Below are 24,465 nucleotides of genomic sequence, written 5' to 3' on the forward strand. Positions count from 1 at the left end.
TTTTTCTTTAAACACTAAATCAAATTCCTCAAAATCACTATCTAAAAAATCTGTCGCCTGTCCATAATCGTCCACAAAAATTCTAATACTTGCATAATCCCACCGCTTTTGTCTTAATCGTTTTTCGAGATAGCTGCCATATATTCCCCAAACTTCTGGTTGTTCAGCCGTCGCCTCTCTAAATATATGTCTCGTTCTGATACCACCGCTTGTTATTGGTTCAAACAATTTTTTAGGTACATTTTCACCGCCTTTAAAAGGCTTGCCCAATTTGGCTAACTCACGATAAATGGTTGATTTTTGTTCTAAAATCGCTAAAGAGCTATAAATTAATTTTTTAACCACCTCCACATCTTGACGGGTAAATTGATAGGCTTGTTTGGCAGTCACTCTATCAATATCTATGTAATCGGATTGAATATTCTCAGCTTTAGAGACGTCTGCAAAAGATAGCGTACTGAAAAATAGGGACAGTATATTGATTCCCAAAAACTTAAGCATTTTCATCATTCTTTCTCCTCTGGTAAAAGCACATCGCGAGGATTATTTCCTTCACGAATCTCATCCATAAATTTTCTCCAGAATTCCTCTGTTGTTTTTTCATCGCCCTTATCCACAACAAATTCCCCAATATACCTTGTCTTAGCGGCATACTGTTTCATTTGGTCATAAAATGCATAGGGGTTAATTGCACTAATTGATGTTAATACCGCCAGACTTCGTCCATAGGGTAAATCAGGAATCGCATCGCCTATCACATCATTTCTCACTTCTTCCGCACAAGTATTATTAAAAATCACATTATAATATTTACTACCGGATATAATCTCTGCTCTGTTTTTTTCAGCCTGTGCTTTGATTTGATGATATGCTTCTTCACTAATTTTCTTTTTAAATAAAAAGGTTTTTTCCGGAATCCGGTAATCCGGTGTCCCTAACCCTCTGATTCTATTCGCTTCTCCCTTGTTTATTCCGTCAATCATATCTTGTGGCTGAGAAGAGGCAAGGGCATATCTCTGTGCGTATATATCTGTCGCCCTTCGAGGTGAATCTTTTTGACTTTCTATATATTCTTCCAACCTGTGTGGATCGCTAACTAATGGACCGAAACTAAAGAAAGTGGTCGCTCTTTCGCCCTTAACCAAATACATAAAGGTATGACCCGGATCTTCTTGGGCTCGATGCAGCGTTTCCTTACTAGGCACTCCCTCATCATAAACATAAGGGTAAGCATAAGGATTAAGATGAGGTTGAGCATATATGGCGGGAATACTTGAATAAACCCGTTCAGGCATTTCAAAGGTAGGAATAGGATCTGATCTCCCTTCTTTTTTATTTCTTTCCTCAATCTGTTTGGCTTTCATTTCAATTTCTATCTGTTTCTTTTTCATATCCTCTTCAAAATTCGGATTGGTTAACGGCGATTTATTGACTTCAAATCCCAGCACTAAAAAATAGGCATCTTCCACATGAATAGTATAACTATTATTCTCTATAGGCTCTGCTATTCCGGTTGTTATCACTCTGTCTGTCATTGGTTTTTCCCCTATAGGTAGTTGTAGTTGATTTTGATGTTACTTAAGAAAACGGTAAAAAGAAAGCCCTAGTATGAATAAGTTCAGTGTTCATACTAGGGCTTTTCATTGTTTATTAGACGAGAATTACATCATGCCGCCCATTCCGCCCATGCCACCCATACCAGCAGCACCTAAATCGGCTTTGTCATCTTTTGGTAAGTCAGTGACCATACATTCAGTTGTAATCATTAAACCAGCTACAGAAGCGGCAAATTGTAAGGCTGAACGAGTGACTTTAGTTGGATCAAGGATACCCATTTCGATCATATCGCCATATTGCTCTGTACCTGCGTTATAACCGAAGTTACCTTCGCCATTTTTCACTGCGCTAGCTACAACAGAAGCTTCTTCACCAGCATTCGTTACGATTTGGCGAAGTGGTGCTTCCATCGCTCTTAATGCGAGTTTAATACCAACATTTTGCTCTTCGTTATCACCTTGTACTTTGCCTGCAATTTTGCTTGCTGCACGAATTAATGCAACACCACCACCGGCAACAACACCTTCTTCAACAGCTGCGCGAGTAGCGTGTAATGCATCTTCTACGCGTGCTTTTTTCTCTTTCATTTCAACTTCAGTTGCTGCACCGACTTTAATGACCGCAACGCCACCAGCTAATTTTGCTACGCGCTCTTGTAATTTTTCCTTATCATAATCAGAAGTAGACTCTTCGATTTGCTGACGGATTTGCGCTACGCGGCCTTGAATTTGAGCTTCATCGCCGATACCATCGATAATGGTTGTATTATCTTTATTGATGACTACACGTTTCGCTTGACCAAGATCTTCAAGGGTTGCTTTCTCAAGCTCCATACCAATTTCTTCTGAAATCACTGTACCAGCGGTTAAAATAGCAATATCTTGTAGCATCGCTTTACGGCGGTCGCCGAAGCCAGGTGCTTTAACTGCAGCAACTTTCACAATACCACGCATAGTATTCACAACCAATGTGGCAAGGGCTTCACCTTCAACATCTTCTGCAATGATTAATAATGGTTTACCCGCTTTTGCAACACCTTCTAATACAGGAAGTAATTCACGAATATTTGAGATTTTTTTATCAACTAATAAAATATAAGGTGCATCTAACTCAACAGTAGCGGTTTCAGGTTTGTTGATGAAGTATGGGGATAAGTAACCACGATCGAATTGCATACCTTCAACAACATCTAATTCATCTTCAAGACCGGTACCATCTTCAACAGTAATGACCCCTTCTTTACCAACTTTATCCATAGCTTGTGCGATGAGTTGGCCTACAATGCTATCAGAGTTTGCAGAAATAGTACCGACTTGTTCGATTTCTTTTGAGGTTTCACAAGGTTTTGAAATATCTTTTAATTCGGCAACAACTGCAGCGACAGCTTTATCAATACCACGTTTTAAATCCATTGGGTTCATGCCAGCTGCGACAGCTTTTAGCCCCTCATTCACGATTGCTTGAGCTAATACTGTTGCAGTCGTTGTACCGTCACCTGCGGCATCATTTGCTTTAGACGCAACTTCTTTCACCATTTGTGCGCCCATATTTTCGAATTTATCTTCTAATTCGATTTCACGTGCTACAGATACCCCATCTTTAGTAATGGTTGGCGCACCGAAAGATTTATCTAAAACCACATTACGACCTTTCGGGCCTAAGGTTACTTTTACTGCGTCTGCTAAAATATTGACACCGTTTAACATTTTAACGCGTGCATCATTACCAAATTTTACATCTTTTGCTGCCATTTTCGTTTTCCTTTTATTTATTTTTGCCTGGACCTATGATGTCCAATGAAAAGAGAGTTTATTCAACAATTGCTAAAATATCGTTTTCAGAAATGATTAATACTTCTTCGCCATCAATTTTTTCAGCTTTAACACCGTAGCCATCATTAAAAATAACAAGATCGCCAACTTTCACATCAAGTGGTTGTACCGTGCCGTTATCTAAAATACGACCTTTACCAACAGCCAATACTTTACCACGAGTGGATTTTGTTGCTGCTGAGCCTGTCAGTACAATACCACCAGCTGAACGCGTTTCAACTTCTTCACGTTTGATAATTACACGATCATGTAATGGACGAATATTCATTTGGAGTTCTCCTGTTTAAGTCATTGTTTTTGGTTTTCATTAAAAAAGCATATTGCCTATATGGGGCAAAAAATTAGGCTTTCAAGGGACAATAAAAAATTATTTTATCCGTTTATCATCGTCCACTTGTTTTTCATATTCAGCTTCAAAAACTTCACCTTCTTGGCCATTTTGACGATAAAAAGTGCGGTGAGAATTCGCGGAAAATTTGGCAGAAAAGAACCGCACTTTATTCAATATGAATTGCTCAAATAACCGTTGTACTGCGGGAATCAGTAACAAAATAGCCAGTATATCCGTTAAGAATCCAGGAATGAAAAATAATGCACCAGCCACAATCCAAATCCCGGATTTTAATAAGGAACGAGCAGGGATTTCACCTTGCGCCAGTTGTTTTTGCACATTAAATAACGTATACCAACCACGAGCCCGGATCATCAATAATCCAACGAAAGAGGAAAGGATAAGTAATAAAATTAAGCCAATAATACCAATATGCGATCCAATCCAAACTAATAATGACAATTCAAGATAGATAAATAAAAAACTGGATAGGATAAATAAAATAATCAATGGCATAGTGTATCCTTGTATCAAAATGAATTTATTTGATTATAGATATGGGGAGGATTGGTTAAATTTCAATATGTTTAGGGGCTAAAGGGCGAAAAAATTATGTTCTAACGCTTTTTGGATTTTATCTTTTCACATTAAAAAAACTAATCCGAATGATTAAATTATATCTTGGCATCCTCATAAGAAATATGATTTAGATCACATTATTTTTTCCTGGTTTTTTCTATAATCCACTCATGATCAAAGCCTGATGAGTAACAGGCAAGTATGTTGTGATTGCACTCAAAGCAAAGGAGAAAATAATGAGTGAAGTAAGAAAAGAAATAGACTTATTAGGCGAAAGAGATGTGCCGGCAGACGCGTATTGGGGAATTCATACATTAAGAGCGGTTGAAAATTTTAATATTTCTAATGCCACGATTTCTGATGTACCAGAATTTGTACGCGGCATGGTGATGGTGAAAAAAGCAACAGCACAAGCAAACGGTGAATTAGGGGCAATTCCTAAAAAAATTGCTAACGCGATTGTGGAAGCTTGTGATGTTATTTTAAATACCGGCAAATGTATGGATCAATTTCCGTCCGATGTATATCAAGGAGGAGCGGGCACATCTGTTAATATGAATACGAATGAAGTGGTGGCGAATTTAGCGTTGGAAATTCTAGGGCATAAGAAAGGGGAATATCAATTTTTAGATCCAATGGATCATGTGAATGCGAGCCAATCAACTAATGATGCTTATCCAACGGGTTTCCGGATTGCAGTATATAACAGTGTTATGAAGTTAGTGAGCAAAGTCTTGTACTTGCAACAGGGATTTGAAAATAAAGCGAAAGAGTTTGCGCATATTTTAAAAATGGGACGAACCCAGTTACAAGATGCGGTGCCAATGACTGTGGGACAAGAGTTTCAGGCATTTTCAGTGTTATTAGATGAAGAAGTGCGAAACTTAACTTATATTGCGGAACTATTGCTTGAGGTCAATTTAGGTGCAACCGCGATTGGTACTGGCTTGAACACTCCAAAAGGCTATTCGGAGTTAGTGGTTAAGCGCTTAGCAGAGGTCACCGGTTTACCATGTAAACCCGCACCAAATTTAATTGAGGCAACCTCAGATTGTGGCGCTTATGTGATGGTTCATGGTGCCTTGAAGCGTACTGCAGTGAAATTATCTAAAGTATGTAATGATTTACGATTATTGTCTTCAGGGCCTCGAGCGGGGTTAAATGAAATCAATTTACCGGAATTGCAAGCGGGTTCGTCTATTATGCCAGCGAAAGTCAATCCGGTTGTGCCAGAAGTCGTTAATCAGGTTTGCTTTAAAGTGATTGGTAATGATACAACCGTGACCTTTGCTGCAGAGGCTGGCCAGCTACAATTAAATGTGATGGAACCGGTGATTGGGCAAGCGATGTTTGAGTCTATTGATATTTTGACTAATGCTTGTGTGAATTTGCGTGATAAGTGTATTGATGGCATTACAGTCAATAAAGAGGTTTGTGAAAATTACGTCTTTAATTCCATTGGTATTGTGACTTATTTAAATCCTTTTATTGGTCATCATAACGGGGATATTGTTGGGAAAATCTGTGCCCAAACAGGTCGTGGCGTACGGGAAGTTGTATTGGAAAAAGGGTTATTAACGGAAGAACAATTAGATGACATTTTATCAGTTGAGAACTTAATGAATCCTACCTACAAGGCGGCATTACAAAAATAATTGTGATTGAGACATTATAATGGGGCGATATGCCCCATTTTTTATCACCTCAATGAATTAAATCGCTTTCACAAAAAAAGCCTCTACTTTGCGAGGAATAAATAGTAGGGCTAATCCAGCGCATATTGCCATCGCAATAAAAGTGATACTCGCAGAAATTGGGTAAATAAAGCCAGCAAGGGCCGTGAGAATGGCAATTGCCGCACAGCTGGACAATCCATTATACAAGCCTTGTAATTTTGCCATATGGGATTGGGGTTGAGTGGTGATATAGCGTACCATCGCATAATGCCCCATTGCGTAGGTTAAACTGTGCATAAGTTGAGTGAGCGCGATAAGCATAATGCTTTCGGCAGCACTGAGTGTTAACCAACGAATGACCGCGGCAAAGGCTGAAAAATACAGTAAATGGCTGACTGTCCAATGTTTAAATAAACGAGAAGAAAAGAAAAATAACAAAATTTCAGCTAAGACACCTAATCCCCACAAGATACTGGTGGTTGAAAGAGAGATACCTTGTGAAGTCCAATAGATGACACTATAGGTATAATATGCGGCATGCGATCCTTGAATTAAAGACACGCCAATAAATAGTCTCAGCGTATTTGAGTTACGAAGTAGCTGAGAAAAACTGACTTGATTTTTGACCGCACTTTCCGTTTCATCTTGCGGTAATGGCGATGGCGTACGCATTTGTACCAAAGCATAGGCTATATAAAGTGCGGTTAAAATCCATAATGTTTTATCTTCGCCCCACCAACCAATAATATAGCCAAATAGCGTGACACTGAGGGCGAAAGCCATTGAGCCAATCAATCGTGTTTTGCCATAATCAAGGTGAATTTGGCGCTGCCATGTGCTTGCTAAGGTATCGGAAATCGGCATGCCTGCGGCGTTGAGCATACTAAAAATCGCGAGGGCTAAAAACAGAAGCCAAATATTTTCCACCACCAATCCCATAATAATGACCAGTACCATGCCTCCCCATGCTAAATAGCGTAAGGCATTAAGTAGATGAGAGGCTCGATGAATTAAGCTTGAGAAAAGTAACCCACCGATAAAACGGAAAAGGTAAGAGGAGGCGATGATTAAACCGATGGTTTCTTCGGTATATGCATGGCTTTTAAGCCACGCAGGGAAAAAAGGGACAAATACCGCATAGGCACAATAATAGCCAAAAAAGCTAAATGCCATCCACTGAAATGCACTCGTTTTCATCAAAATAAGGTTTCCATTTCCTGTGAGCGTTGAATACAGGCGTGTATGGCTTGCTGCACAGTGGTTGATAAATCATGTTGTGCGAAAATGTCAAGCGCTGCTGCGGTTGTTCCGCCTTTAGAGGTGACGTTTTCACGTAAAGTGGTGAGTGAAATCTCCGGATTTTCAATGACCATCTTCGCCGCGCCTAGTGCAGATTGTTGAATAAGCAAGCGGGCAGTTTCTTGATCAAAACCTAAATCGGTGATAGCGTTCTGCATGGCTTCCATTAAGAGGAAAAAATAAGCCGGGCTACTGCCGGAAGCTGCTGTGACAGTATGCATGTGTTCTTCTTTCTCGACCCAGCAGGTTTTTCCTACTGCGCTGAGTAAATTTTCCGCGAAGGTTTTTAGTTCAATATCTAGACTAGGCGAGGCATATAAACCGGCCATTCCTTCTGAAACTAAGGCTGGCGTGTTTGGCATTATACGTACAACTTGGGTGGCACTTGGTAAAAGGGCGCTTAATCGAGCAAGAGAAATGCCTGCCGCAATCGATATGACTAATTTATGACTAAAATCTACCGCACTTTGTGTTAAATGTTGGCAAACTTCGGCCATGAGTTGAGGTTTTACGGCTAATAAAACAACGTCAGCTTGTTGAGCTGCAACGGCATTGTTTGGCTGCGTTTGGACGCCTTGCTTGGCAAAATAAAACAGTTTGTCAGCATTAGGATCACAAACCGTAATAAGATGAGGCGGGTAGCCTGTTTTTAATAAACCTAAAATAATGGCTTGGGCCATATTGCCGCCACCAATAAAACAGATCGATTTTTGCTGCATATTTTATTTCCGTTTAGGGTAGAATAGGGGCTTTATTTTATCAGATTAGAAGAAGGGTTGACTATGTTCTGGTTTAAAAATGTCATGATTTACCGTTTAACAAAGACATTGGATTGGTCTGGAGAGGCTTTACAGACACAGTTGCAACAATGTCGCTATGTACCATGTCAACAATCGGATATGAGTCAGTTTGGTTGGGCAACGCCTCTGCGAGGGAGTGATTTATTGCATTTTTCAGTGGGTAAACATATTTTGTTAGTTGCTCATAAAGAGGAAAAAATCTTACCCAGCCATGTGGTGAAAAAATCCCTAGACGAACGCGTGATGGAACTTGAAGCAAAAGAAAATCGTAAGTTGAAAAAAACAGAAAAACAAGCATTAAAAGATGATATTGTTAGCGCGTTATTACCTAGAGCGTTTAGTAAAAACCAATATACAGCTTTGTGGATCGACAGTGAGACGAATTTAATTTATGTTGATGCGGCCTCCAGTAAACGGGCTGAGGATACATTGGCATTATTACGAAAAACACTGGGTTCTTTGCCTGTTGTTCCATTAAGTTTTGTTCACGAACCCGCTGTTGCCATGACTGAGTGGATTGAGCAAGATAAAACACCATCATATTTAACCGCACTTGATGAGGCAGAGTTAAAATCAGCTGAGAATGAAAGCGTTATTCGTTGCAAAAATCATCCATTAGATAGTGAGGAAATGCTAGCGCATTTATCTAATGGTAAATTGATTACAAAACTCGCGTTAGATTGGGAGGCGCATTTGAGTTTTGTTTTTTGTGATGATGGTACGCTCAAGGGCTTAAAGTTTGCTGACCAAGTGCGTGAGAAAAATGATGATATTTTGAAAGAAGATGTGGCACAGCGTTTTGATGCGGATTTTGTGCTAATGACAGGTATTTTGGCTAAATTAACTGAAAATTTGCTCGATGATTTAGGTGGCGAAAAAGTGCGGTTGTAAATTGAAAGATTATTGGGCGGTATTATCCGCCCAATTCAATCGCGCTTACACTGAAAATGGATATTTGATTCCTTCATGACATTGATAACCTTCTACTTTAAAATCATCTAAGGTTACCCATGTTTCCAAGTCTTCAAAGGTTTTTATATCTGGGTTAATTTCTAATTGGGGGAGTGGGAATGGCTCCCGTTTAAGCTGCACATCACGCATGAGTTCAAGCTGATCTTCATAAATATGGGCATTCACAATTTTGTGATAGGCTAAGCCAGGTTTTTTACCGGTAATTTGCGCCATTAATGCAAGGAAAGTGAAAACTTGTACTTGATTAAAATTTAGGCCGAGAGGCACGTCTGCTGAACGTTGATAACTCGTGAGGTAAAGCGTGTCGCCAAGTAATGAGAAAGTATGTGTGTGCATACATGGACGTAGACAACCGAGATCAAACTCACCTGGATTGTAAAAAGTCATAATTTCGCCACGATCATCAATGCCTTGACTTAAATTATTGACAATTTTCCGCAGTTGGTCCAAGTGTTCGCCATTGGGTTTGCGCCAAGCTCGTCCTTGTACACCATACACTCGCCCCATGTCATCAGGGCCTTTACGATGTGGATTCGCGAGCCATACTGCATTTTCATTGGCATTGGCATCCCATGTTTTCGCGCCTAATTTACGAAAATCAGCAGCATTATCATAACCTCGAATATAACCCAAAAATTCCGCAATAGCCGCTTTCCAAAAACTTTTACGTGTAGTAATTAAGGGAAATTGGTTATTACTGACATCATAGGTTAAATCTGCATTGATGACGGTTAAACAACGTTTGCCAGTACGTTGATTTTCAATCCAAATACCTTCATCAATAATGCGTTGACAGAGTGCTAAATATTGTTGCATAAAAAGTTTCCTTATTTTGACCGCGCTTTATAAGCCCAAAATATAATGGCGAGACCACCAATAATCATCGGTGTTGAGAGAATTTGTCCCATAGAAATATGTTGTCCGAAATATAGGCCGAGTTGCGGATCGGGTTCACGGAAAAATTCAACAATAAAGCGGAATAATCCGTAGAAGAATAGGAATAAGCCTGCTACTGAGCCGGCTGGACGTGGTTTTTTTATAAACCAATTTAAGATAAAGAATAAAACTACGCCTTCTAAAAACGCTTCGTATAATTGTGATGGGTGGCGAGGTAAGAACCCGCCAGAAGGGAATAATACCGCCCATGGCACATCAGTTACACGTCCCCAAAGTTCGTCGTTGATAAAATTACCAATCCGCCCAACGCCGAGCCCAAAAGGAATGAGTGGCGCGATAAAATCCGCTGTTTTCCAAAAGGAGCGATGTTGCAGTTTTGCCGTGATAATCATGGAAAGAATTACCCCGATTAGACCGCCATGAAAAGACATTCCTCCTTCCCAAATGCGGAATAAATAGAGTGGGTCTTGCAATAAATAGTCAAATTGATAAAAGAAGACATAACCTAATCGTCCACCTAAGATGACACCTAAGAATGCATTAAACAATAAGCTATCAACTTGCTCTACCGTCCAACCGCTACCAGTTTGTTTTGCGCGACGAACAGCCAGCCAACGAGCAAAGATAAACCCCAGTAGATACATCAGACCATACCAACGCAAGGCAAGGGGGCCAAGTTGGAAAATAACGGGATCAAATTGTGGGAAAGAGAAAAATTCGTTCATACTTATCCTTTCATTAGCGAATAAACATATTAATCGCAATACAAATTAAGAAAATCGCAAAGGCTTTTTTCAATACGGGGACAGGCAATTTACTGACAGCGCTTGCACCAAGCTTTGAGGTGAAAAACGAACTGAGGGTGATGCCAAATACCGCTGGAAAGTAGACATAGCCCAGTGAATACGGCGGCATGCCTTCTACATTCCAACCACCAATAATAAAGCTTAGCATGCCTGATGTCGCCAGTAACATGCCACAAAATGCAGATGAGCCGATGGCTTTTTTAATATCGATCCCTCGACTATTTAAAAAGGGGACAATAAATCCGCCACCGCCAATACCTGCAGCACTGGAGGCAATTCCGATTAATACACCGCCAACTACTGCCGCTGTTTTGGTTAACACGCGCTCTACGGTTTGTGGCTTAATAGATAAAATCATTTTAATGGCCATGTATACGACGAGACAGGCAAAAATTTTACTTGAAATATCCTTTGGCAGTTTGCCGATAAATAGGCCGGAGATAAAGGTGCTTATCATGATCACAGGGCCGATAATTTTGACGACAGGCCAAACCACATTGCCCAGTTTATTGTGGCGTTGTGCTGAGGAAAAACCGGTGATAACGATGGTGGCAAAAGAAGTGCCTAGCGCAGCCGCCATTAACATTGGCTCTGGCACGCCAACCATCGGTAATAAATAGACTAAAATTGGTACGATAATTAATCCGCCGCCAATGCCAAATAATCCGGCTAAGAAGCCAGCAATAGCGCCTACCAGTAGACAAACTAAAAAGAAGGTTAACATGATTAATCCTTTGTTTTTGAAGAATATTTTTTTGAATGCTTTTTATACGATTGTTTTTTTGATAAAAGTGCGGTGCGATTTTCCATTTTTTCTTTCCCTTGTTTTGGGGAATAAGACGCGCCATTATTCGTTAAAAAAAATGTGGAAAATTCTTTTAATGCTTTGCGATAAACATCGCGTTTAAAGGACACAACCTGCCGCACAGGGTACCAATAACTTACCCAACGCCAACCATCAAACTCTGGTGATTTATTGGCATGCATATTGATTTGGTTGTCATCTGAAACCAATTGTAAAAAAAACCAACGTTGTTTTTGTCCGATACACATGGGCTTGGAATCGTAGCGCAATAAACGCTTTGGCAATTTGTAACGTAGCCAGTGTTTAGATGCATATAAAATTTTGACATCTTTGCGTGTTAAACCGACTTCCTCGAATAATTCACGATACATCGCTTGTTCTGGCGTTTCGTTATCGTTAATCCCACCTTGTGGAAATTGCCAAGAGTTTTGTCCGTATCGTTTTGCCCAAAGCACTTGCCCTTTGTGATTACAAATTACAATGCCCACATTCGGACGGTAGCCATCGAAATCGATCACTATCGTTTACCTTAATAAAATTTTTATATAATTAGACGTGATTGTTTCATAATATACACTTTTTAACAACCGCTAATTTTACTTGTTTTTTGTCTTACGATGGTTAGAATAAACTTCATTATCTTTAATGGAGTTTTCTTATGACTGTTGCGATAGTGTCTATTTCCGCTTATGTATTAAGTGTGCTGCTTATTATTCCTATACTATTGAAAGTACAGACTGGAGCGAGAACAGAAAAATCAAATAAAACTTTATTTTTTTTAACCGCACTTTTAGCGATAGTTTTTCATATTATTAGCGTTAATCAGGTATTGAGCAATTTAATTGATGGGCACAATTTTACGTTAATGGAAATCGGTTCATTAATGAGTGTGATTATTGCGACGTTAGCCACTATTGCGATGTTGCTTAATGTCAATACACTTTGGTTTTTATTACCCATTGTCTATTGTTTTTCAGTGATTAATTTAGTTGTGGCAACATTTTTGCCTGGCCATGTGGTGCAACATCTAAGTCAAAATACAGGGTTATTAATCCACATTGGATTGGCGCTATTTGCTTATGCCGTATGTTTTATTGCATTATTGTATGCTATTCAGCTAACATGGATCGATCACAATTTAAAGCATAAAAAAATGACGTTTTCCCCAATGATTCCGCCACTTATGACAGTAGAACGTCATTTTTTTCGTGTTTTGCTCAGTGGAGAAATATTGTTAACCCTGACGTTGATTTCAGGTGTCATTTATTTAGCAGATTTTTTTGCGGAACAAAATATCCAAAAGGCGATTTTCTCTTTTGTAGCATGGATTATTTTTGGTTTATTACTTATAGGCCATCAGCAGTTACATTGGCGTGGAAAGAGGGTGTTAATTTATACAATTTCAGGTATGATATTACTCACCGTTGCTTATTTTGGTAGTCGAGCAATGTTACATGTTTAACAGGTGAAAAGTGCGGTGATATTTGCTGCACTTTTTTAATGATTAATTCAATATAGGACCCCTAACTTGGACAGTATCCCCCTTAGTACATTATTTATTACCTTAGCGATCTTATTAATCCTATCTGCGTTTTTTTCTAGTTCTGAAACCGCACTTCTTTCTGTGAATCGTTATCGCATGCGTTTTTTGGCAGAAAAAGGCCATCGTGGTGCGCGTAAAGCAGAATATCTATTAAGACATACAGATAAACTTCTCAGTTTAATTTTGATTTGTAATAACCTCGTCAATATTATTGCTTCGGCATTGGCGACGATTATTGGAATGCGTTTGTATGGGGATGCTGGGGTTGCCATAGCAACAGGTGCGTTAACCTTTGTGATGTTAATTTGTTCGGAAATTTATCCTAAAACCGTAGCAGCAGTCTACCCGGAAAAAATTGCATTTACCGCGAGCCATATTCTGTCGTTGTTAATGAAACTGAGTACGCCTATCGTATTTTTTATGAATATGATTATTAAGGGGTTAATGAAATTAACAGGGTTACAAACAGAAAGTAAGGCCCATTCCCTTAGTCCTGAAGAACTACGTTCTATTGTTAATGAGTCAGGCAAATTTATTCCATCAGCCCACCAGGAGATGTTGTTGTCTATCTTGGATCTGGAAGAGGTCACGGTAGATGATATTATGGTGCCTCGCAATGATATTGGCGGTATTGATATTGATGATGATTGGAAGTCTATCATGCGCCAATTGAATCATGCTGCTCATAGCCGAGTTGTATTATATAAGGGAAGCATGGACGAAAATGTAGTCGGCATGTTACGTGTGCGTGAAGCTTATCGTTTAATGTTAGATAAAAATGATTTTACGAAAGAAACATTAGTTCGCGCAGCTGATGAGGTTTATTTTATTCCTGAAAGTACGTCATTAACAGCACAATTAGTGAATTTCCGCAACAATAAAGAGCGTATCGGGTTAGTTGTGGACGAATATGGCGATATCAAAGGTTTAGTGACATTAGAGGATATTTTAGAAGAAATAGTTGGAGAATTCACTACGTCAACTACACCGTCTATTGATCAGGAAGTGATGCCACAATCAGATGGTTCCGTTATCATTGAAGGTTCGGCCAATATTCGTGATATTAATAAATTATTTGACTGGCATTTGAGTACAGAAGGGCCACGCACTTTTAATGGTTTAATTTTAGAACATTTAGAAGAGATTCCTGAAGAAGGGACGATATGTCAAATTGATGGTTTGGAAATTATGATTTTAGAAGTCAGTGATAACATGATTAAACAGGCCAAAGTGACGAAAGTACAACAGATTTTACCAAACAATGATGTTATTTAACCCTATGGGGAACAACGAATAACCCATTAATTTATTTCACTTTATTGAAGGATATTTTATGTCAGCTCAACCTTCTCGTTTTGCGCAATATTTTGAACTTACTGCACGTGGTTCTAATTTACGTCAAGAAATTATTGCCGGTCTTACAACGTTTCTTGCTATGGTATATTCCGTGATTGTTGTACCAAGCATGTTAGGCGTGGCCGGTTTTCCTGCAGAATCTGTTTTTATTGCAACTTGTTTAGTTGCGGGTTTAGGATCGATTTTAATCGGTATTTGGGCAAATGCGCCAATGGCGATTGGTTGTGCGATTTCTTTAACCGCGTTTACAGCTTTTAGCTTAGTTATTGGGCAAAAAGTGAGTATTCCCGTTGCATTAGGCGCTGTTTTTTTAATGGGGGTAGTATTCACATTAATTTCTGCGACCGGAGTGCGAGCTTGGATTTTACGTAATTTACCGGTGAGCATTGCGCATGGAGCTGGGATCGGGATTGGTCTTTTTTTACTTTTGATTGCGGCAAATGGTGTTGGAATGGTCGTAAGCAATGAGGCAGGATTGCCGGTCAAATTAGGAGGATTCACTTCATTTCCTGTCATGATGTCCTTGCTAGGGTTAGCTGCGATTATTGGCTTGGAAAAAAGACAGGTAAAAGGGGGAATTTTATGGGTGATTATCGCGATTACGATTATCGGCTTAATATTTGATCCTGCGGTGAAATTTAGCGGTGAAGTATTCAAAATGCCAACCTTTGGTGAGCAATCTTTATTTTTAGAACTGGACATCATGGGCGCGCTGCAGCCTGCTATTTTACCAGTCGTGTTCGCTTTGGTGATGACGGCGGTATTTGATGCCACAGGGACGATTCGCGCGGTTGCTGGTCAAGCGGATTTATTAGACAAAGATGGACAAATTATTAATGGGGGAAAAGCGCTAACTTCTGATTCTGTAAGTAGTTTAATGTCTGGTGTCTTTGGTACAGCCCCTGCTGCGGTATATATTGAATCGGCTGCTGGAACAGCGGCTGGAGGAAAAACAGGGATCACCGCGATAGTTGTCGGCGTGTTATTCTTGTGTATGTTATTTTTTCAACCATTAGCTTTTTTAGTACCGAGTTATGCAACAGCACCAGCGTTGATGTATGTGGGATTATTGATGTTAAGTAACGTGAGCAAGTTAGACTTTTCTGACTCTGTTGGTGCGATGAGCGGTTTAGTTTGCGCGGTATTCATCGTATTAACGGCAAATATTGTAACGGGGATTATGCTAGGGTTCGCAACATTAGTGATTGGTCGATTAGTGAGTGGCGAATGGAAAAGATTGAACATTGGCACGGTAGTGATTGCAGTGGTGTTAGTGGTGTTTTATGTGGGAGGTTGGGCGATTTAGTTAAAAATGTAGGTGTAATGGACAACATGGTTGCGGTTCTTACACCTTTACGGCCGAGATGAAATCGCCTTAAGGACAGGTTATCTCCTGTCCTTAAAAATCCCGTCAAGTTTATGGCAATGTTGCAACGACGGCATAGCCAGTTTGCATACCTTCAATGTGATATTGCGTTTCAGCTTCGATAAATATACTTTCCCCTTGTTTGAGCAAAAGTGCGGTATGATTTGTGCTAATTTTTGCTTCTCCTTCCATTATCAATAAAATTTCTGCATTTTTAGCCGCACTTTGATGAATGTGAGCAGGCGCGAATGGGAGATTTTTTAAGGCGAAATCTTTAGCGGGGGTAGGATAAGTGTACGCTTGATCTTTTGGTGCTGGCGCAATAATACTCGGTTCGATCTCCGTACAGTTGATAACCTTTAATAATTCAGGAATATCCACATGTTTTGGCGTTAATCCGCCACGAATGACATTGTCTGAACAGGCCATTAATTCAATATTTTGCCCACGTAAATAGGCATGAGGGATACCCGCATCTTGAAAAATGCCCTCACCTGGTTTGAGGTGAACAATATTAAATAGATAAAAACAAATTAACCCCGCATCTAATTTATCTTCAGAAATATTCATGGCTTCCATTGTGTAACAAACCCAATAATCAGGGTTATCTAGGGATAAGTGTTGAGCCTTGTTGCCATGAATAATGGGTAATAAATATTCAGCTAATTGCGCTTGGTTCGCTTGCATAACATGGGCATAAAAATCTGATAGATTTTGATTTTCAAGTTGTGTTGCTAATTTTTTTAGCGAAGGTCGCCCATTGAGGGTGTCAATAATTTTATGTTTCAGTTGAAAACCATGTAGCAACCAAAAATCGGATAAGGCAATCATCATTTCCGGTTTATGGTTGTTGTCTTTATATGTACGTGTTGGCGCAGTTAGTGGGATCCCTTTGCTATTTTCTTGATCAAACCCTATTTCAGCTTGTTGTTTAGTGGGGTGTAATTGAATGGAAAGCGGCTGTTTAACGTCAAGAATTTTAAGTAAATAGGGCAGGGTATCCCCAAATACTTGGCGTGATTTTTCACCAAGAACCGTTGGGTTTTGAGTTAAAAATTCTGTAAGAGGTTGATGATTGTTAAGTATTGATGGCGAGGATTGATGAGCACCTAGCCAGAGTTCTGCATAGTATGGCTGATTTTTTTCTATGTGCAGTAAATGAGGAATGTAATCCGCTCCGCCCCAAACATAATGCTGTAAGGTGCCTTGCAAAGGATAGATTTTTGACATGATTTGAAACCTTATAAAATAGATGTGTATTGATCCTATAATACACGAGTGTGTTAAACAAGTTGTTCAATTTATTTACTCAATATTTTCTTTAAAGTTTGCTCACTTTCGGGGTTAATAACATGAAGAGCGGTCAGTTTTTCGATAATTTTTGTTAAGTCATTGGGATTGGCAATACGAACTAATAAGCGTTTACCTGATTTGAGATCGATCACTAAGATGGAGTTTTCAGTAAGGTTAATGCTATGAATATGCTGATATGGCACAAAAAAATTACCAAAGAAAAATCCCGTCGGTTTGAGTAGAAAACTAGGGTGACGGATAAATGCACCATAAATGCAAAGCATAATTAAAGTGGTCAGTAAATAAAGTGAGATCGCATTGATGTGGTGGATACCTTGATAAATGACCAATAAAATTAAGCCAATAAAAATTAATCCATCTATTTTGGCTTGTTTTTGTAATTGAATTTTAAGTAGTGTCTTGCCTTTTAATTTATCCATACCAAACTGATCATAGAGCGCATAGATAAAGAAAAGCAGAATACCGATAAATAGTAATGTATTTGTCATTATTGCGATATCAAATGAAAAGTGCGGCGTTGTTAAATATATTAAAAAAGCACCGCACTTTTAGGTTGTATGATTAAGCAAGTATACCAGTCCAAGCGCCGAGAATGCCGATAGCAAAGAAGCCTATAATGATCCACAATGCATTTACACGATTGCGTAGTAACCACATACAAGCAAAGGTCACTAACAATGGCAATAGGCCAGGCATTAGACTATCCAAGATCCCTTGTACCGTCTCGACTTTCGTTGTGCCATCTTGCATTTGAATTTCAGAGACTACTAGAGGGACATTAATACTTGTCCATTTTTGCACCAGCGCCCCCATGATAAATAAGCCTAAAATAGAGGCACCTTCAGTGAGTTTTTGTAATAGCCCACCGCTCATATCACCGACGACATCCAGCCCTTTTTTATAACCATAGGTCACACCATAGTAGCGAGTGGCTAAACGGACTAAATTAAATAAAATAAAGAACAATAATGGACCTAATAGACTTCCATCTAGTGCGATACCTGCACCAAGCGCAGCAAAAATAGGTCGTGCAGTTCCCCAATAAATAGGATCCCCCACACCGGCTAATGGCCCCATGAGACCAACTTTAATTCCATTAATTGCAGCATCATCAATTTCTTTCCCATTTGCGCGCTCTTCTTCCATTGCGATAGTCACACCTAATACGGGCGCACTTACGAAAGGTTGAGTGTTAAAGAATTCGAGATGGCGTTTAATTGCGTCTTTACGTTCTTGAGAGTTTGGATCAGGATATAAGCGTTTGATAACCGGTACCATAGAATAGGCAAAACCAAGAGCTTGCATACGCTCGAAGTTCCATGAACCTTGGAAAAGATTTGAACGTAATACAACGGCATTCAAATCGCGCTGAGTGACTTTTTTGATTTCAGTAGACATATATTAAATTCCTATTAATCAAGACGGTTATCAAGGTCATTATGGGTTGTTGCTTGTACAACCTGTTGACTTTTATTGTATTTAGGGTGTAACTGGATATAAAGGGCAGCCATGATTGCACCTAATACACCAAGAGCAACTAAATTGAAGTCGGTAAATCCAGCAACAACAAAGCCCGCATAGAAAAATGGCATTAAATGGCCTGCTCGCATCATGTTGATTACCATCGCATAACCCACAATGGCAATGAATCCACCTGCGATTTTAAGCCCTGTTGTCACCACTTCAGGAATCATATTTAGCATGTTTTGTACCGCATCGGTACCAGCAGTTAAAACAACAATTAAAGCCGGGATTGCGATACGCATCGCTTGTAAAATTAATGCGGAGCAATGAATCCAGTCTAAGCGTGTTAAATTACCATCTTGAATAGATTTATCGGCAGCATGTTGAAAGCCAACCGTAATTGCGCGTACAACATAAGTGAGTACTTGACCTGCGGCAGCAAGTGGAATAGCAATGGCGATACCCGTTGCAATATCTTGCCCACCGACGATGACAAGAATGGTTGAAACAATAGAGGCTAATGCAGCATCTGGCGCGATAGCCGCACCGATATTCATCCAACCAAGGGCTAATAGTTCTAAGGAACCACCGATGATGATGCCTGTTTTTATATCACCAAGTACTAATCCAATAAGAGTACAGGCAATAAGTGGACGGTGAGTTTGCCATTCATCAAGAATTGATCCCATTCCTGAAAGACAGGATACAAGGAAGACGAGTACAATCTGGAGTGTTGAGATTTCCATAATATTTTCCTTAGATTAAGTTATTTTTCTTTAATAGATCCATCATATATTGGCGATTATCATTAGAGACTTTACGCACATCCAGTTCAATGCCTTTGGCATCAATTTGTTTAAAGGCTTCAATATCTTGTTGATCAACGGCAACAGCGCTCGTGATCATTTTTTTGCCTTCGCGATAAGCCATGCCCCCAATATTGACGGAAGTGATAGGCACTCCGGCATCTAATAGGCGTACAATATCTGAGGGATTTGTGAATAATAACATGACGCGTTCATCACCATATTCAGGGTTATTATATACGCGTACCATTTTATCAATATTGACCACATGGGCCGTTACACCAGGAGGCGCAACACTTTTTAGCATGGTTGAACGCACACTGTCTTTCGCGACATCATCATTAACGACAATAATACGGCTTACTTTACTTTCTTTTGTCCAACGGGTCGCCACTTGACCATGAATAAGACGGTCATCAATGCGAATTAATCCAAAAGTCATTCGTTTACCATTGTCTACAACAGGTACTTGGGTTGCGGGCTGTGTGACGGCGGCTGTTGGCGCTGGAGGAGAGACGGTTTCTTCGGGTTCTTGATATTTAAAGGCTCGAACACCAGTTCGTCCGGTCTCTAGTGCGATGCCGACCAGCTCGTCTAAACTTGGGTTGTCATCACGTGCCATAAACGTTTCTACCAACATGGGTACATTGACGCCTGTAACAATGTCCATGTTATTATTATCGTTGGCTATACGGCTAGCTGCATTAAATGGGCTGCCTCCCCATGTATCTACTAAAAATAGGACTTGTTCACAATGGGATAGGGTGGTGGATAATTTTTCTTGGTATTTACCAACAATAGTATCAGCATTTTCACCGGGTACGAAATCAATAAAGGCGACATTTTCTTGTTCGCCAATGAGCATTTCTGTGGTTCTGAGCAATTGCTCAGCCGCTACACCGTGAGTTGCTATAATGATAGCAATACTCATTAATTAACTCCTTAATTCTTTCAGAATGGTAAGTAAATCAAAATAGACGCATTCTAAATGATATTAATAGAAATAAATATCATTTTTTTTTTATTTTTTAAAATAATTATGATGAAGATCAAAGAGAATGGTTTTTGAAACAAAAACGGACAAGATGACTTGTCCGTTAAGATTAATAGAGTGGTTAATTAAAGATTAAATACTGCAAATAATACAAGTACGCTATAAAGTGTGGCTAAACCATAAAAAATTAATCCGCCAGCAGGCACATGCACTTTAAAGTCATGTAGACCATGATGAATGCGATGCATTGCCCCCCACATTGGGAAAATTAATAAAATAAGAATAAATAATTTACCAATGAAAGTTTGGGAAAATGCAACTAAATTTTCTACGCCACCATCAATTAACCCAAATGGTAGTAAAAAACCAAAGATAAGTACGAGTACAGGGTAAAACATCGCACTTACGGTAGTACCTGCACCAAATAGCAACCACACGACAGGTTCGTTAGAACGTTTTGGATCTGTTTTCATTTCTTCCCCCAATTAGTTGTAAAGTAGCACCAGTATGATTAGGCTAGCTAATGCAGTGACTGCCCAAAGTATTGCCGTGATAATATTAGGGTTAAGACGTTCGTCTTTTACAACAATATTCATCACTTTTGGTGTCATAACGTAGTAGGTTACGGTGTTTAATAACATGGCCGCTAAGGTTATGATGTTTAAGATGACGACAATAGGATTTTGTAGGAACGGAATAAAGTTCGCTTTCACATCTTCTACACCACCCCCAAGACAAACTAAGCCGTAGAATAAAACAAGACAGAACCAAAGAGTTGGAATTGATGTTGCTTCCCGCGCAATATACAATTTATAAAAATCTAATTTGGTCCACCAAGTTGGTTTGATTTCACGCACATATTTGTTACGTTTACTCGTTGTTGTCATTTTATTCTCCTTACTGTCCTGGTCTTAACATGGCGATGACAAAGTCTTTTGCACTTTCCACTTTGCCTTGATTGATACCAGCAGCAGGATCAACGTGTTTAGGACAAACTTCTGAACACGCGCCCACAAAGGTACAACTCCAAACACCATTTTTTCCATTGATAATTTTCATTCGTTCCGCTTTACCATTATCGCGATTATCAAGGTTGTAGCGATGAGCAAGGGTTAACGCGGCAGGGCCAACAAACTCAGGATTTAAGCCGAATTGTGGACAAGCTGCATAACATAAACCACAGTTAATACACATAGAGAAGGTACGGTATTTCTCCAATTGTGCAGGGGTTTGTTTTGTACGGCTTTTTGCCAACTCAGAAGAAGGTTCAGGATTACCTGATAATTCAGGCGCTTGATTACCAATAATATAAGGTTTAATGGATTCCAAGCTCTCAATAAAATGACTTAAATCTACAACCAAATCACGTTCAATTGGGAAGTTAGCCATTGGTTCAATACGCATATAGCCACTATAATCGCGCAAGAATGTTTTACAAGCTAGTTTAGGTTTATTGTTAACCATCATGCCACAAGAGCCACAAATGGCCATACGGCATGACCAACGATAAGAAAGCTCTGGCTCTAGTTGATCTTTAATATAACCTAAAGCATCAAGTAAAGAGGTTTGGCTATCATAAGGCACTTGATAGGTGCGTAAATACGGTTCTTTGTCAACTTCAGGGTTGTAACGCAATACTTCAATATTCATCATCGCTTGATTAACCATTTGCATTCTCCTTCGCTTCTGCCTCCGCACCGTAAACACGTTTCGCAGGTTGAGATTTTGTAATTTTGACATCGCTGTATTCAATGCGTGGTGCACCGTTCTCATTATAGAACGCCAATGTATGTTTCAAGTAATTCACATCATCACGCTCAGTGTAATCTAAACGCTGATGAGCACCACGAGATTCTTTACGATCAAGCGCAGAGTTTGCAATAGATTGTGCTACATCTAAAATATAACCAAGCTCAACAGTATAGAGTACGTTGGTGTTAAACACACTGGAGCGATCGGTGATACGGATACGTTTATAGCGCTCTTTAAGTTCTGCTATTTTATCAACAGTTTTTTGCATGCTATCTTGGGTACGATAAATACCACAGCCTTCTTCCATTGAATCGCCCATCTCGTCACGAATTTGTGACCAAGATTCAGTCCCTTCTTGATTATATAAATCTTCTAAACGTTGCACGACGTCTCGAGCTTGAGCATCCACAGCAGTTTGATTGGCTGGCGAAGCTTCCGCTGCGCGACGGGCAGCATATTCACCCGCAACACGACCAAGCACTAAAAGTTCCGCTAAGGAGTTAGAGCCTAAACGGTTCGCGCCATGTAAGCCAGAAGAGGCACATTCACCGACAGCAAATAAACCTTTAATTCGGGTTTCACTATTGAAGTCGACTTCGATACCACCCATCGTATAGTGTACAACTGGGCGAACAGGAATAGGTTCTTTGGCTGGGTCAACACCCTCATAAGCGCTCGCTAATTCACAGATAAACGGCAAACGTTCATGTAAATATTTTTCCCCTAAATGGCGCAAGTCTAGATGAACAACATCAACGCCTTTTGCGGTTTTTAAGGTGTTTCCTTTTTGTAATTCTTGCCAAAATGCTTGAGAAACTTTATCACGCGGACCGAGTTCCATATATTTATTTTCAGGTTTACCAATAGGTGTTTCAGGACCTAGTCCGTAATCTTGTAAATAGCGATAACCATTTTTATTGACTAAGATACCGCCTTCACCACGACAGCCTTCGGTCATTAAGATACCGGTATTTGGGAGACCTGTTGGGTGATATTGAACAAATTCCATATCACGGAGAGGCACGCCGTGGCGATAAGCCATAGATAAGCCATCACCCGTTACAATGCCCCCATTCGTATTAAAGCGGAATGCTCGACAACCACCGCCCGTTGCAATCACGACGGCATTCGCATTAATTTGGACTAGGGTGCCCTCCATCATGTTCATGGCAACTAAACCACGGGCATGACCATCATCAACTAAAATATCTAAAACAAAATATTCATCGAAGCGTTGAATTTGTGGGAACTGAATAGAAGTTTGGAAAAGGGTATGTAATAAGTGGAAGCCGGTTTTATCTGCGGCAAACCAAGTACGTTCGATTTTCATACCACCGAAACGACGTACATTGACATCGCCATCGGCTTTACGACTCCAAGGACAACCCCAACGTTCTAATTGTGTCATCTCAACAGGAGAGTGTTGAACAAAATATTCGACAACATCTTGTTCGCATAACCAGTCGCCACCGGCAACAGTATCATGGAAATGTTTGTCATATGAATCTTCATCTTTGATGACAGCAGCAGCGCCACCTTCGGCTGCTACAGTATGGCTACGCATAGGATAAACTTTAGATACTAATGCAATTTTTAGATTAGGATTTGCTTGTGCAGCGGCTATTGCTGAGCGTAAGCCACCGCCGCCTGCACCAATAATTGCAATATCGACATTAACACTTTGCACGATATTCCTCCAATAATTAACAAGATAAAATAAAAGCTGTTTTCGTTAGGTAGACTTATTGTGCCACCATTTCTAAACAGATTTAATCTTTTTTTGCAAAAATGTTAAAAAATAACTTGATTTCGTGATCTACCTCAAAAAAGTGAATAAAAATAATAGTTTACTTTTTTAGTCAACTATTATTGAGGGCCTATTTATTAAGCAGATTAAGAAAGTGCGGTGTAATTTGAAAATGTTTTTGTGAGCAGAAAAAATCGCTATCTTAATCAAGATATATGACGGAAAGATGAATAATTGTCTATTCTATAGACTAATAAACGAAAAAAGCAATTTTATCTCGAAAAAAGAGTTGACGAGAGGAGGGAATATCCGCATAATGAGCGCCGCAAAGCCGATGAGGTGAATGCAAATGGTGAGGCTATGTAGCTCAGTTGGTTAGAGCACAACACTCATAATGTTGGGGTCACAGGTTCGAATCCCGTCATAGCCACCATATTGCGGGACTGGCGAAATTGGTAGACGCACCAGATTTAGGTTCTGGCGCCGCGAGGTGTGTGGGTTCAAGTCCCTCGTCCCGCACCATTCATTAGCTTGCATTCTTTTAGTAGGTGGGGTATCGCCAAGCGGTA

The 24,465-nt window shown here is 39.7% G+C and carries 25 protein-coding genes and 2 tRNA genes; 7 read left to right on the forward strand and 20 right to left on the reverse strand.

The window, feature by feature from the left end; all coding sequences use genetic code 11:
• The 5 genes from CVP05_RS07010 to CVP05_RS07030 all read right to left on the reverse strand — a co-directional run.
• On the reverse strand, positions 1-510 hold a 510-nt coding region (locus tag CVP05_RS07010), incomplete at its 3' end, for a hypothetical protein (RefSeq protein ID WP_133118711.1).
• Positions 507-1,535, reverse strand: a complete 1,029-nt coding sequence (locus CVP05_RS07015; protein WP_100288866.1) for a hypothetical protein — start codon at positions 1,533-1,535, stop codon at positions 507-509. The genes CVP05_RS07010 and CVP05_RS07015, both read right to left, overlap by 4 nt.
• Before the next feature lie 126 nt (positions 1,536-1,661).
• Positions 1,662-3,308, reverse strand: a complete 1,647-nt coding sequence (gene groL / locus CVP05_RS07020) for a chaperonin GroEL (protein WP_100288867.1) — start codon at positions 3,306-3,308, stop codon at positions 1,662-1,664.
• A 58-nt stretch (positions 3,309-3,366) separates the two neighbouring features.
• Positions 3,367-3,657, reverse strand: a complete 291-nt coding sequence (locus CVP05_RS07025; protein WP_100288868.1) for a co-chaperone GroES — start codon at positions 3,655-3,657, stop codon at positions 3,367-3,369.
• Positions 3,658-3,756: 99 nt separating this feature from the next.
• Complete coding sequence (locus CVP05_RS07030) at positions 3,757-4,236, reverse strand: FxsA family protein (protein WP_100288869.1); 480 nt, start codon at positions 4,234-4,236, stop codon at positions 3,757-3,759.
• 299 nt (positions 4,237-4,535) lie between these two features.
• Here CVP05_RS07030 and aspA point away from each other — a divergent pair, with 299 nt between their 5' ends.
• Positions 4,536-5,954 carry an aspartate ammonia-lyase gene (gene aspA, locus CVP05_RS07035; RefSeq protein ID WP_100288870.1) on the forward strand — a complete coding sequence of 473 codons (1,419 nt, stop codon included), beginning with the start codon at positions 4,536-4,538 and terminating at the stop codon, positions 5,952-5,954.
• A 57-nt stretch (positions 5,955-6,011) separates the two neighbouring features.
• Here the strand turns inward: aspA and CVP05_RS07040 are convergent, their stop codons facing one another.
• Positions 6,012-7,172, reverse strand: coding sequence for a 3-phenylpropionate MFS transporter (locus CVP05_RS07040; protein ID WP_100288871.1), 1,161 nt, complete (start codon positions 7,170-7,172; stop codon positions 6,012-6,014).
• Positions 7,172-7,993 carry a pyrroline-5-carboxylate reductase gene (gene proC / locus CVP05_RS07045; protein WP_100288872.1) on the reverse strand — a complete coding sequence of 274 codons (822 nt, stop codon included), beginning with the start codon at positions 7,991-7,993 and terminating at the stop codon, positions 7,172-7,174. The genes CVP05_RS07040 and proC overlap by 1 nt, the downstream gene beginning before the upstream one ends.
• Before the next feature lie 63 nt (positions 7,994-8,056).
• On the opposite strand from proC, the gene rdgC reads away from it, so the two are divergent.
• A complete protein-coding gene (rdgC, locus tag CVP05_RS07050) occupies positions 8,057-8,965 on the forward strand; it encodes a recombination-associated protein RdgC (protein ID WP_100288873.1) in 909 nt (302 codons plus the stop codon).
• Between the two features lie 45 nt (positions 8,966-9,010).
• Here the strand turns inward: rdgC and CVP05_RS07055 are convergent, their stop codons facing one another.
• Genes CVP05_RS07055 through rppH form a run of 4 tightly spaced genes read right to left on the reverse strand, consistent with a single transcriptional unit; the run spans position 9,011 to position 12,072 of the window.
• Positions 9,011-9,862: a thymidylate synthase gene (locus CVP05_RS07055; protein WP_100288874.1), complete on the reverse strand. Its 852-nt coding sequence runs from the start codon at positions 9,860-9,862 to the stop codon at positions 9,011-9,013.
• A gap of 11 nt (positions 9,863-9,873) precedes the next feature.
• Positions 9,874-10,668 carry a prolipoprotein diacylglyceryl transferase gene (gene lgt / locus CVP05_RS07060; protein WP_100288875.1) on the reverse strand — a complete coding sequence of 265 codons (795 nt, stop codon included), beginning with the start codon at positions 10,666-10,668 and terminating at the stop codon, positions 9,874-9,876.
• A gap of 13 nt (positions 10,669-10,681) precedes the next feature.
• On the reverse strand, positions 10,682-11,473 hold the full coding sequence (locus CVP05_RS07065) for a sulfite exporter TauE/SafE family protein (RefSeq protein WP_100288876.1): 792 nt from the start codon (positions 11,471-11,473) through the stop codon (positions 10,682-10,684).
• A gap of 2 nt (positions 11,474-11,475) precedes the next feature.
• On the reverse strand, positions 11,476-12,072 hold the full coding sequence (rppH, locus tag CVP05_RS07070) for an RNA pyrophosphohydrolase (protein ID WP_100288877.1): 597 nt from the start codon (positions 12,070-12,072) through the stop codon (positions 11,476-11,478).
• Between the two features lie 140 nt (positions 12,073-12,212).
• Here rppH and CVP05_RS07075 point away from each other — a divergent pair, with 140 nt between their 5' ends.
• From CVP05_RS07075 to CVP05_RS07085, 3 genes are all read left to right on the forward strand, one after another.
• Positions 12,213-13,016, forward strand: coding sequence for a cytochrome C assembly family protein (locus CVP05_RS07075; RefSeq protein ID WP_100288878.1), 804 nt, complete (start codon positions 12,213-12,215; stop codon positions 13,014-13,016).
• A gap of 66 nt (positions 13,017-13,082) precedes the next feature.
• Positions 13,083-14,372 (forward strand): HlyC/CorC family transporter, encoded by a 1,290-nt coding sequence (locus CVP05_RS07080; protein WP_100288879.1) that lies wholly within the window; start codon positions 13,083-13,085, stop codon positions 14,370-14,372.
• A 58-nt stretch (positions 14,373-14,430) separates the two neighbouring features.
• Complete coding sequence (locus CVP05_RS07085) at positions 14,431-15,759, forward strand: NCS2 family permease (RefSeq protein WP_100288880.1); 1,329 nt, start codon at positions 14,431-14,433, stop codon at positions 15,757-15,759.
• A 111-nt stretch (positions 15,760-15,870) separates the two neighbouring features.
• Here the strand turns inward: CVP05_RS07085 and manA are convergent, their stop codons facing one another.
• The 9 genes from manA to frdA form a co-directional block, all read right to left on the reverse strand.
• A complete protein-coding gene (gene manA / locus CVP05_RS07090; protein ID WP_100288881.1) occupies positions 15,871-17,049 on the reverse strand; it encodes a mannose-6-phosphate isomerase, class I in 1,179 nt (392 codons plus the stop codon).
• Positions 17,050-17,120: 71 nt separating this feature from the next.
• On the reverse strand, positions 17,121-17,621 hold the full coding sequence (locus CVP05_RS07095; RefSeq protein ID WP_100288882.1) for a DUF986 family protein: 501 nt from the start codon (positions 17,619-17,621) through the stop codon (positions 17,121-17,123).
• A gap of 73 nt (positions 17,622-17,694) precedes the next feature.
• Positions 17,695-18,531, reverse strand: coding sequence for a PTS mannose transporter subunit IID (locus CVP05_RS07100; RefSeq protein ID WP_100288883.1), 837 nt, complete (start codon positions 18,529-18,531; stop codon positions 17,695-17,697).
• A 14-nt stretch (positions 18,532-18,545) separates the two neighbouring features.
• The gene (locus CVP05_RS07105) at positions 18,546-19,343 is read right to left on the reverse strand and encodes a PTS mannose/fructose/sorbose transporter subunit IIC (RefSeq protein ID WP_100288884.1); all 798 of its coding nucleotides are present in this window, start codon (positions 19,341-19,343) and stop codon (positions 18,546-18,548) included.
• A gap of 10 nt (positions 19,344-19,353) precedes the next feature.
• A complete protein-coding gene (gene manX, locus CVP05_RS07110; RefSeq protein ID WP_100288885.1) occupies positions 19,354-20,334 on the reverse strand; it encodes a PTS mannose transporter subunit IIAB in 981 nt (326 codons plus the stop codon).
• 188 nt (positions 20,335-20,522) lie between these two features.
• Entirely contained in the window at positions 20,523-20,870 is a 348-nt protein-coding gene (gene frdD, locus CVP05_RS07115) for a fumarate reductase subunit FrdD (RefSeq protein WP_100288886.1), read from the reverse strand.
• Positions 20,871-20,882: 12 nt separating this feature from the next.
• Complete coding sequence (gene frdC, locus CVP05_RS07120) at positions 20,883-21,284, reverse strand: fumarate reductase subunit FrdC (protein ID WP_100288887.1); 402 nt, start codon at positions 21,282-21,284, stop codon at positions 20,883-20,885.
• 10 nt (positions 21,285-21,294) lie between these two features.
• Entirely contained in the window at positions 21,295-22,065 is a 771-nt protein-coding gene (locus tag CVP05_RS07125) for a succinate dehydrogenase/fumarate reductase iron-sulfur subunit (RefSeq protein WP_100288888.1), read from the reverse strand.
• Positions 22,058-23,836 carry a fumarate reductase (quinol) flavoprotein subunit gene (gene frdA, locus CVP05_RS07130; protein WP_100288889.1) on the reverse strand — a complete coding sequence of 593 codons (1,779 nt, stop codon included), beginning with the start codon at positions 23,834-23,836 and terminating at the stop codon, positions 22,058-22,060. Before frdA ends, CVP05_RS07125 begins: the two co-directional genes overlap by 8 nt.
• Positions 23,837-24,252: 416 nt before the next feature.
• Here frdA and CVP05_RS07135 point away from each other — a divergent pair.
• Together CVP05_RS07135 and CVP05_RS07140 are read left to right on the forward strand one after the other, a co-directional pair.
• Positions 24,253-24,329: transfer RNA gene (locus CVP05_RS07135), tRNA-Met, on the forward strand.
• 4 nt (positions 24,330-24,333) lie between these two features.
• Positions 24,334-24,418 (forward strand) — tRNA-Leu (locus CVP05_RS07140).
• The last annotated feature ends 47 nt before the right edge of the window (positions 24,419-24,465 follow it).

The sequence above is a fragment of the Conservatibacter flavescens genome (assembly GCF_002795425.1).
Lineage (GTDB): Bacteria > Pseudomonadota > Gammaproteobacteria > Enterobacterales > Pasteurellaceae > Conservatibacter > Conservatibacter flavescens.

Coding starts and splice junctions, on each gene's coding strand:
- CVP05_RS07065 (WP_100288876.1), bottom strand. CDS start 11,473: ATGTTAACCTTCTTTTTAGTTTGTCTACTGGTAGGCGCTATTGCTGGC.
- frdC (WP_100288887.1), bottom strand. CDS start 21,284: ATGACAACAACGAGTAAACGTAACAAATATGTGCGTGAAATCAAACCA.
- CVP05_RS07030 (WP_100288869.1), bottom strand. CDS start 4,236: ATGCCATTGATTATTTTATTTATCCTATCCAGTTTTTTATTTATCTAT.
- CVP05_RS07025 (WP_100288868.1), bottom strand. CDS start 3,657: ATGAATATTCGTCCATTACATGATCGTGTAATTATCAAACGTGAAGAA.
- CVP05_RS07075 (WP_100288878.1), top strand. CDS start 12,213: ATGACTGTTGCGATAGTGTCTATTTCCGCTTATGTATTAAGTGTGCTG.
- CVP05_RS07055 (WP_100288874.1), bottom strand. CDS start 9,862: ATGCAACAATATTTAGCACTCTGTCAACGCATTATTGATGAAGGTATT.
- CVP05_RS07105 (WP_100288884.1), bottom strand. CDS start 19,343: ATGGAAATCTCAACACTCCAGATTGTACTCGTCTTCCTTGTATCCTGT.
- CVP05_RS07095 (WP_100288882.1), bottom strand. CDS start 17,621: ATGACAAATACATTACTATTTATCGGTATTCTGCTTTTCTTTATCTAT.
- CVP05_RS07085 (WP_100288880.1), top strand. CDS start 14,431: ATGTCAGCTCAACCTTCTCGTTTTGCGCAATATTTTGAACTTACTGCA.
- manX (WP_100288885.1), bottom strand. CDS start 20,334: ATGAGTATTGCTATCATTATAGCAACTCACGGTGTAGCGGCTGAGCAA.
- manA (WP_100288881.1), bottom strand. CDS start 17,049: ATGTCAAAAATCTATCCTTTGCAAGGCACCTTACAGCATTATGTTTGG.
- frdD (WP_100288886.1), bottom strand. CDS start 20,870: ATGAAAACAGATCCAAAACGTTCTAACGAACCTGTCGTGTGGTTGCTA.
- rdgC (WP_100288873.1), top strand. CDS start 8,057: ATGTTCTGGTTTAAAAATGTCATGATTTACCGTTTAACAAAGACATTG.
- aspA (WP_100288870.1), top strand. CDS start 4,536: ATGAGTGAAGTAAGAAAAGAAATAGACTTATTAGGCGAAAGAGATGTG.
- lgt (WP_100288875.1), bottom strand. CDS start 10,668: ATGAACGAATTTTTCTCTTTCCCACAATTTGATCCCGTTATTTTCCAA.
- proC (WP_100288872.1), bottom strand. CDS start 7,993: ATGCAGCAAAAATCGATCTGTTTTATTGGTGGCGGCAATATGGCCCAA.
- CVP05_RS07100 (WP_100288883.1), bottom strand. CDS start 18,531: ATGTCTACTGAAATCAAAAAAGTCACTCAGCGCGATTTGAATGCCGTT.
- CVP05_RS07040 (WP_100288871.1), bottom strand. CDS start 7,172: ATGAAAACGAGTGCATTTCAGTGGATGGCATTTAGCTTTTTTGGCTAT.
- CVP05_RS07015 (WP_100288866.1), bottom strand. CDS start 1,535: ATGACAGACAGAGTGATAACAACCGGAATAGCAGAGCCTATAGAGAAT.
- groL (WP_100288867.1), bottom strand. CDS start 3,308: ATGGCAGCAAAAGATGTAAAATTTGGTAATGATGCACGCGTTAAAATG.
- CVP05_RS07125 (WP_100288888.1), bottom strand. CDS start 22,065: ATGGTTAATCAAGCGATGATGAATATTGAAGTATTGCGTTACAACCCT.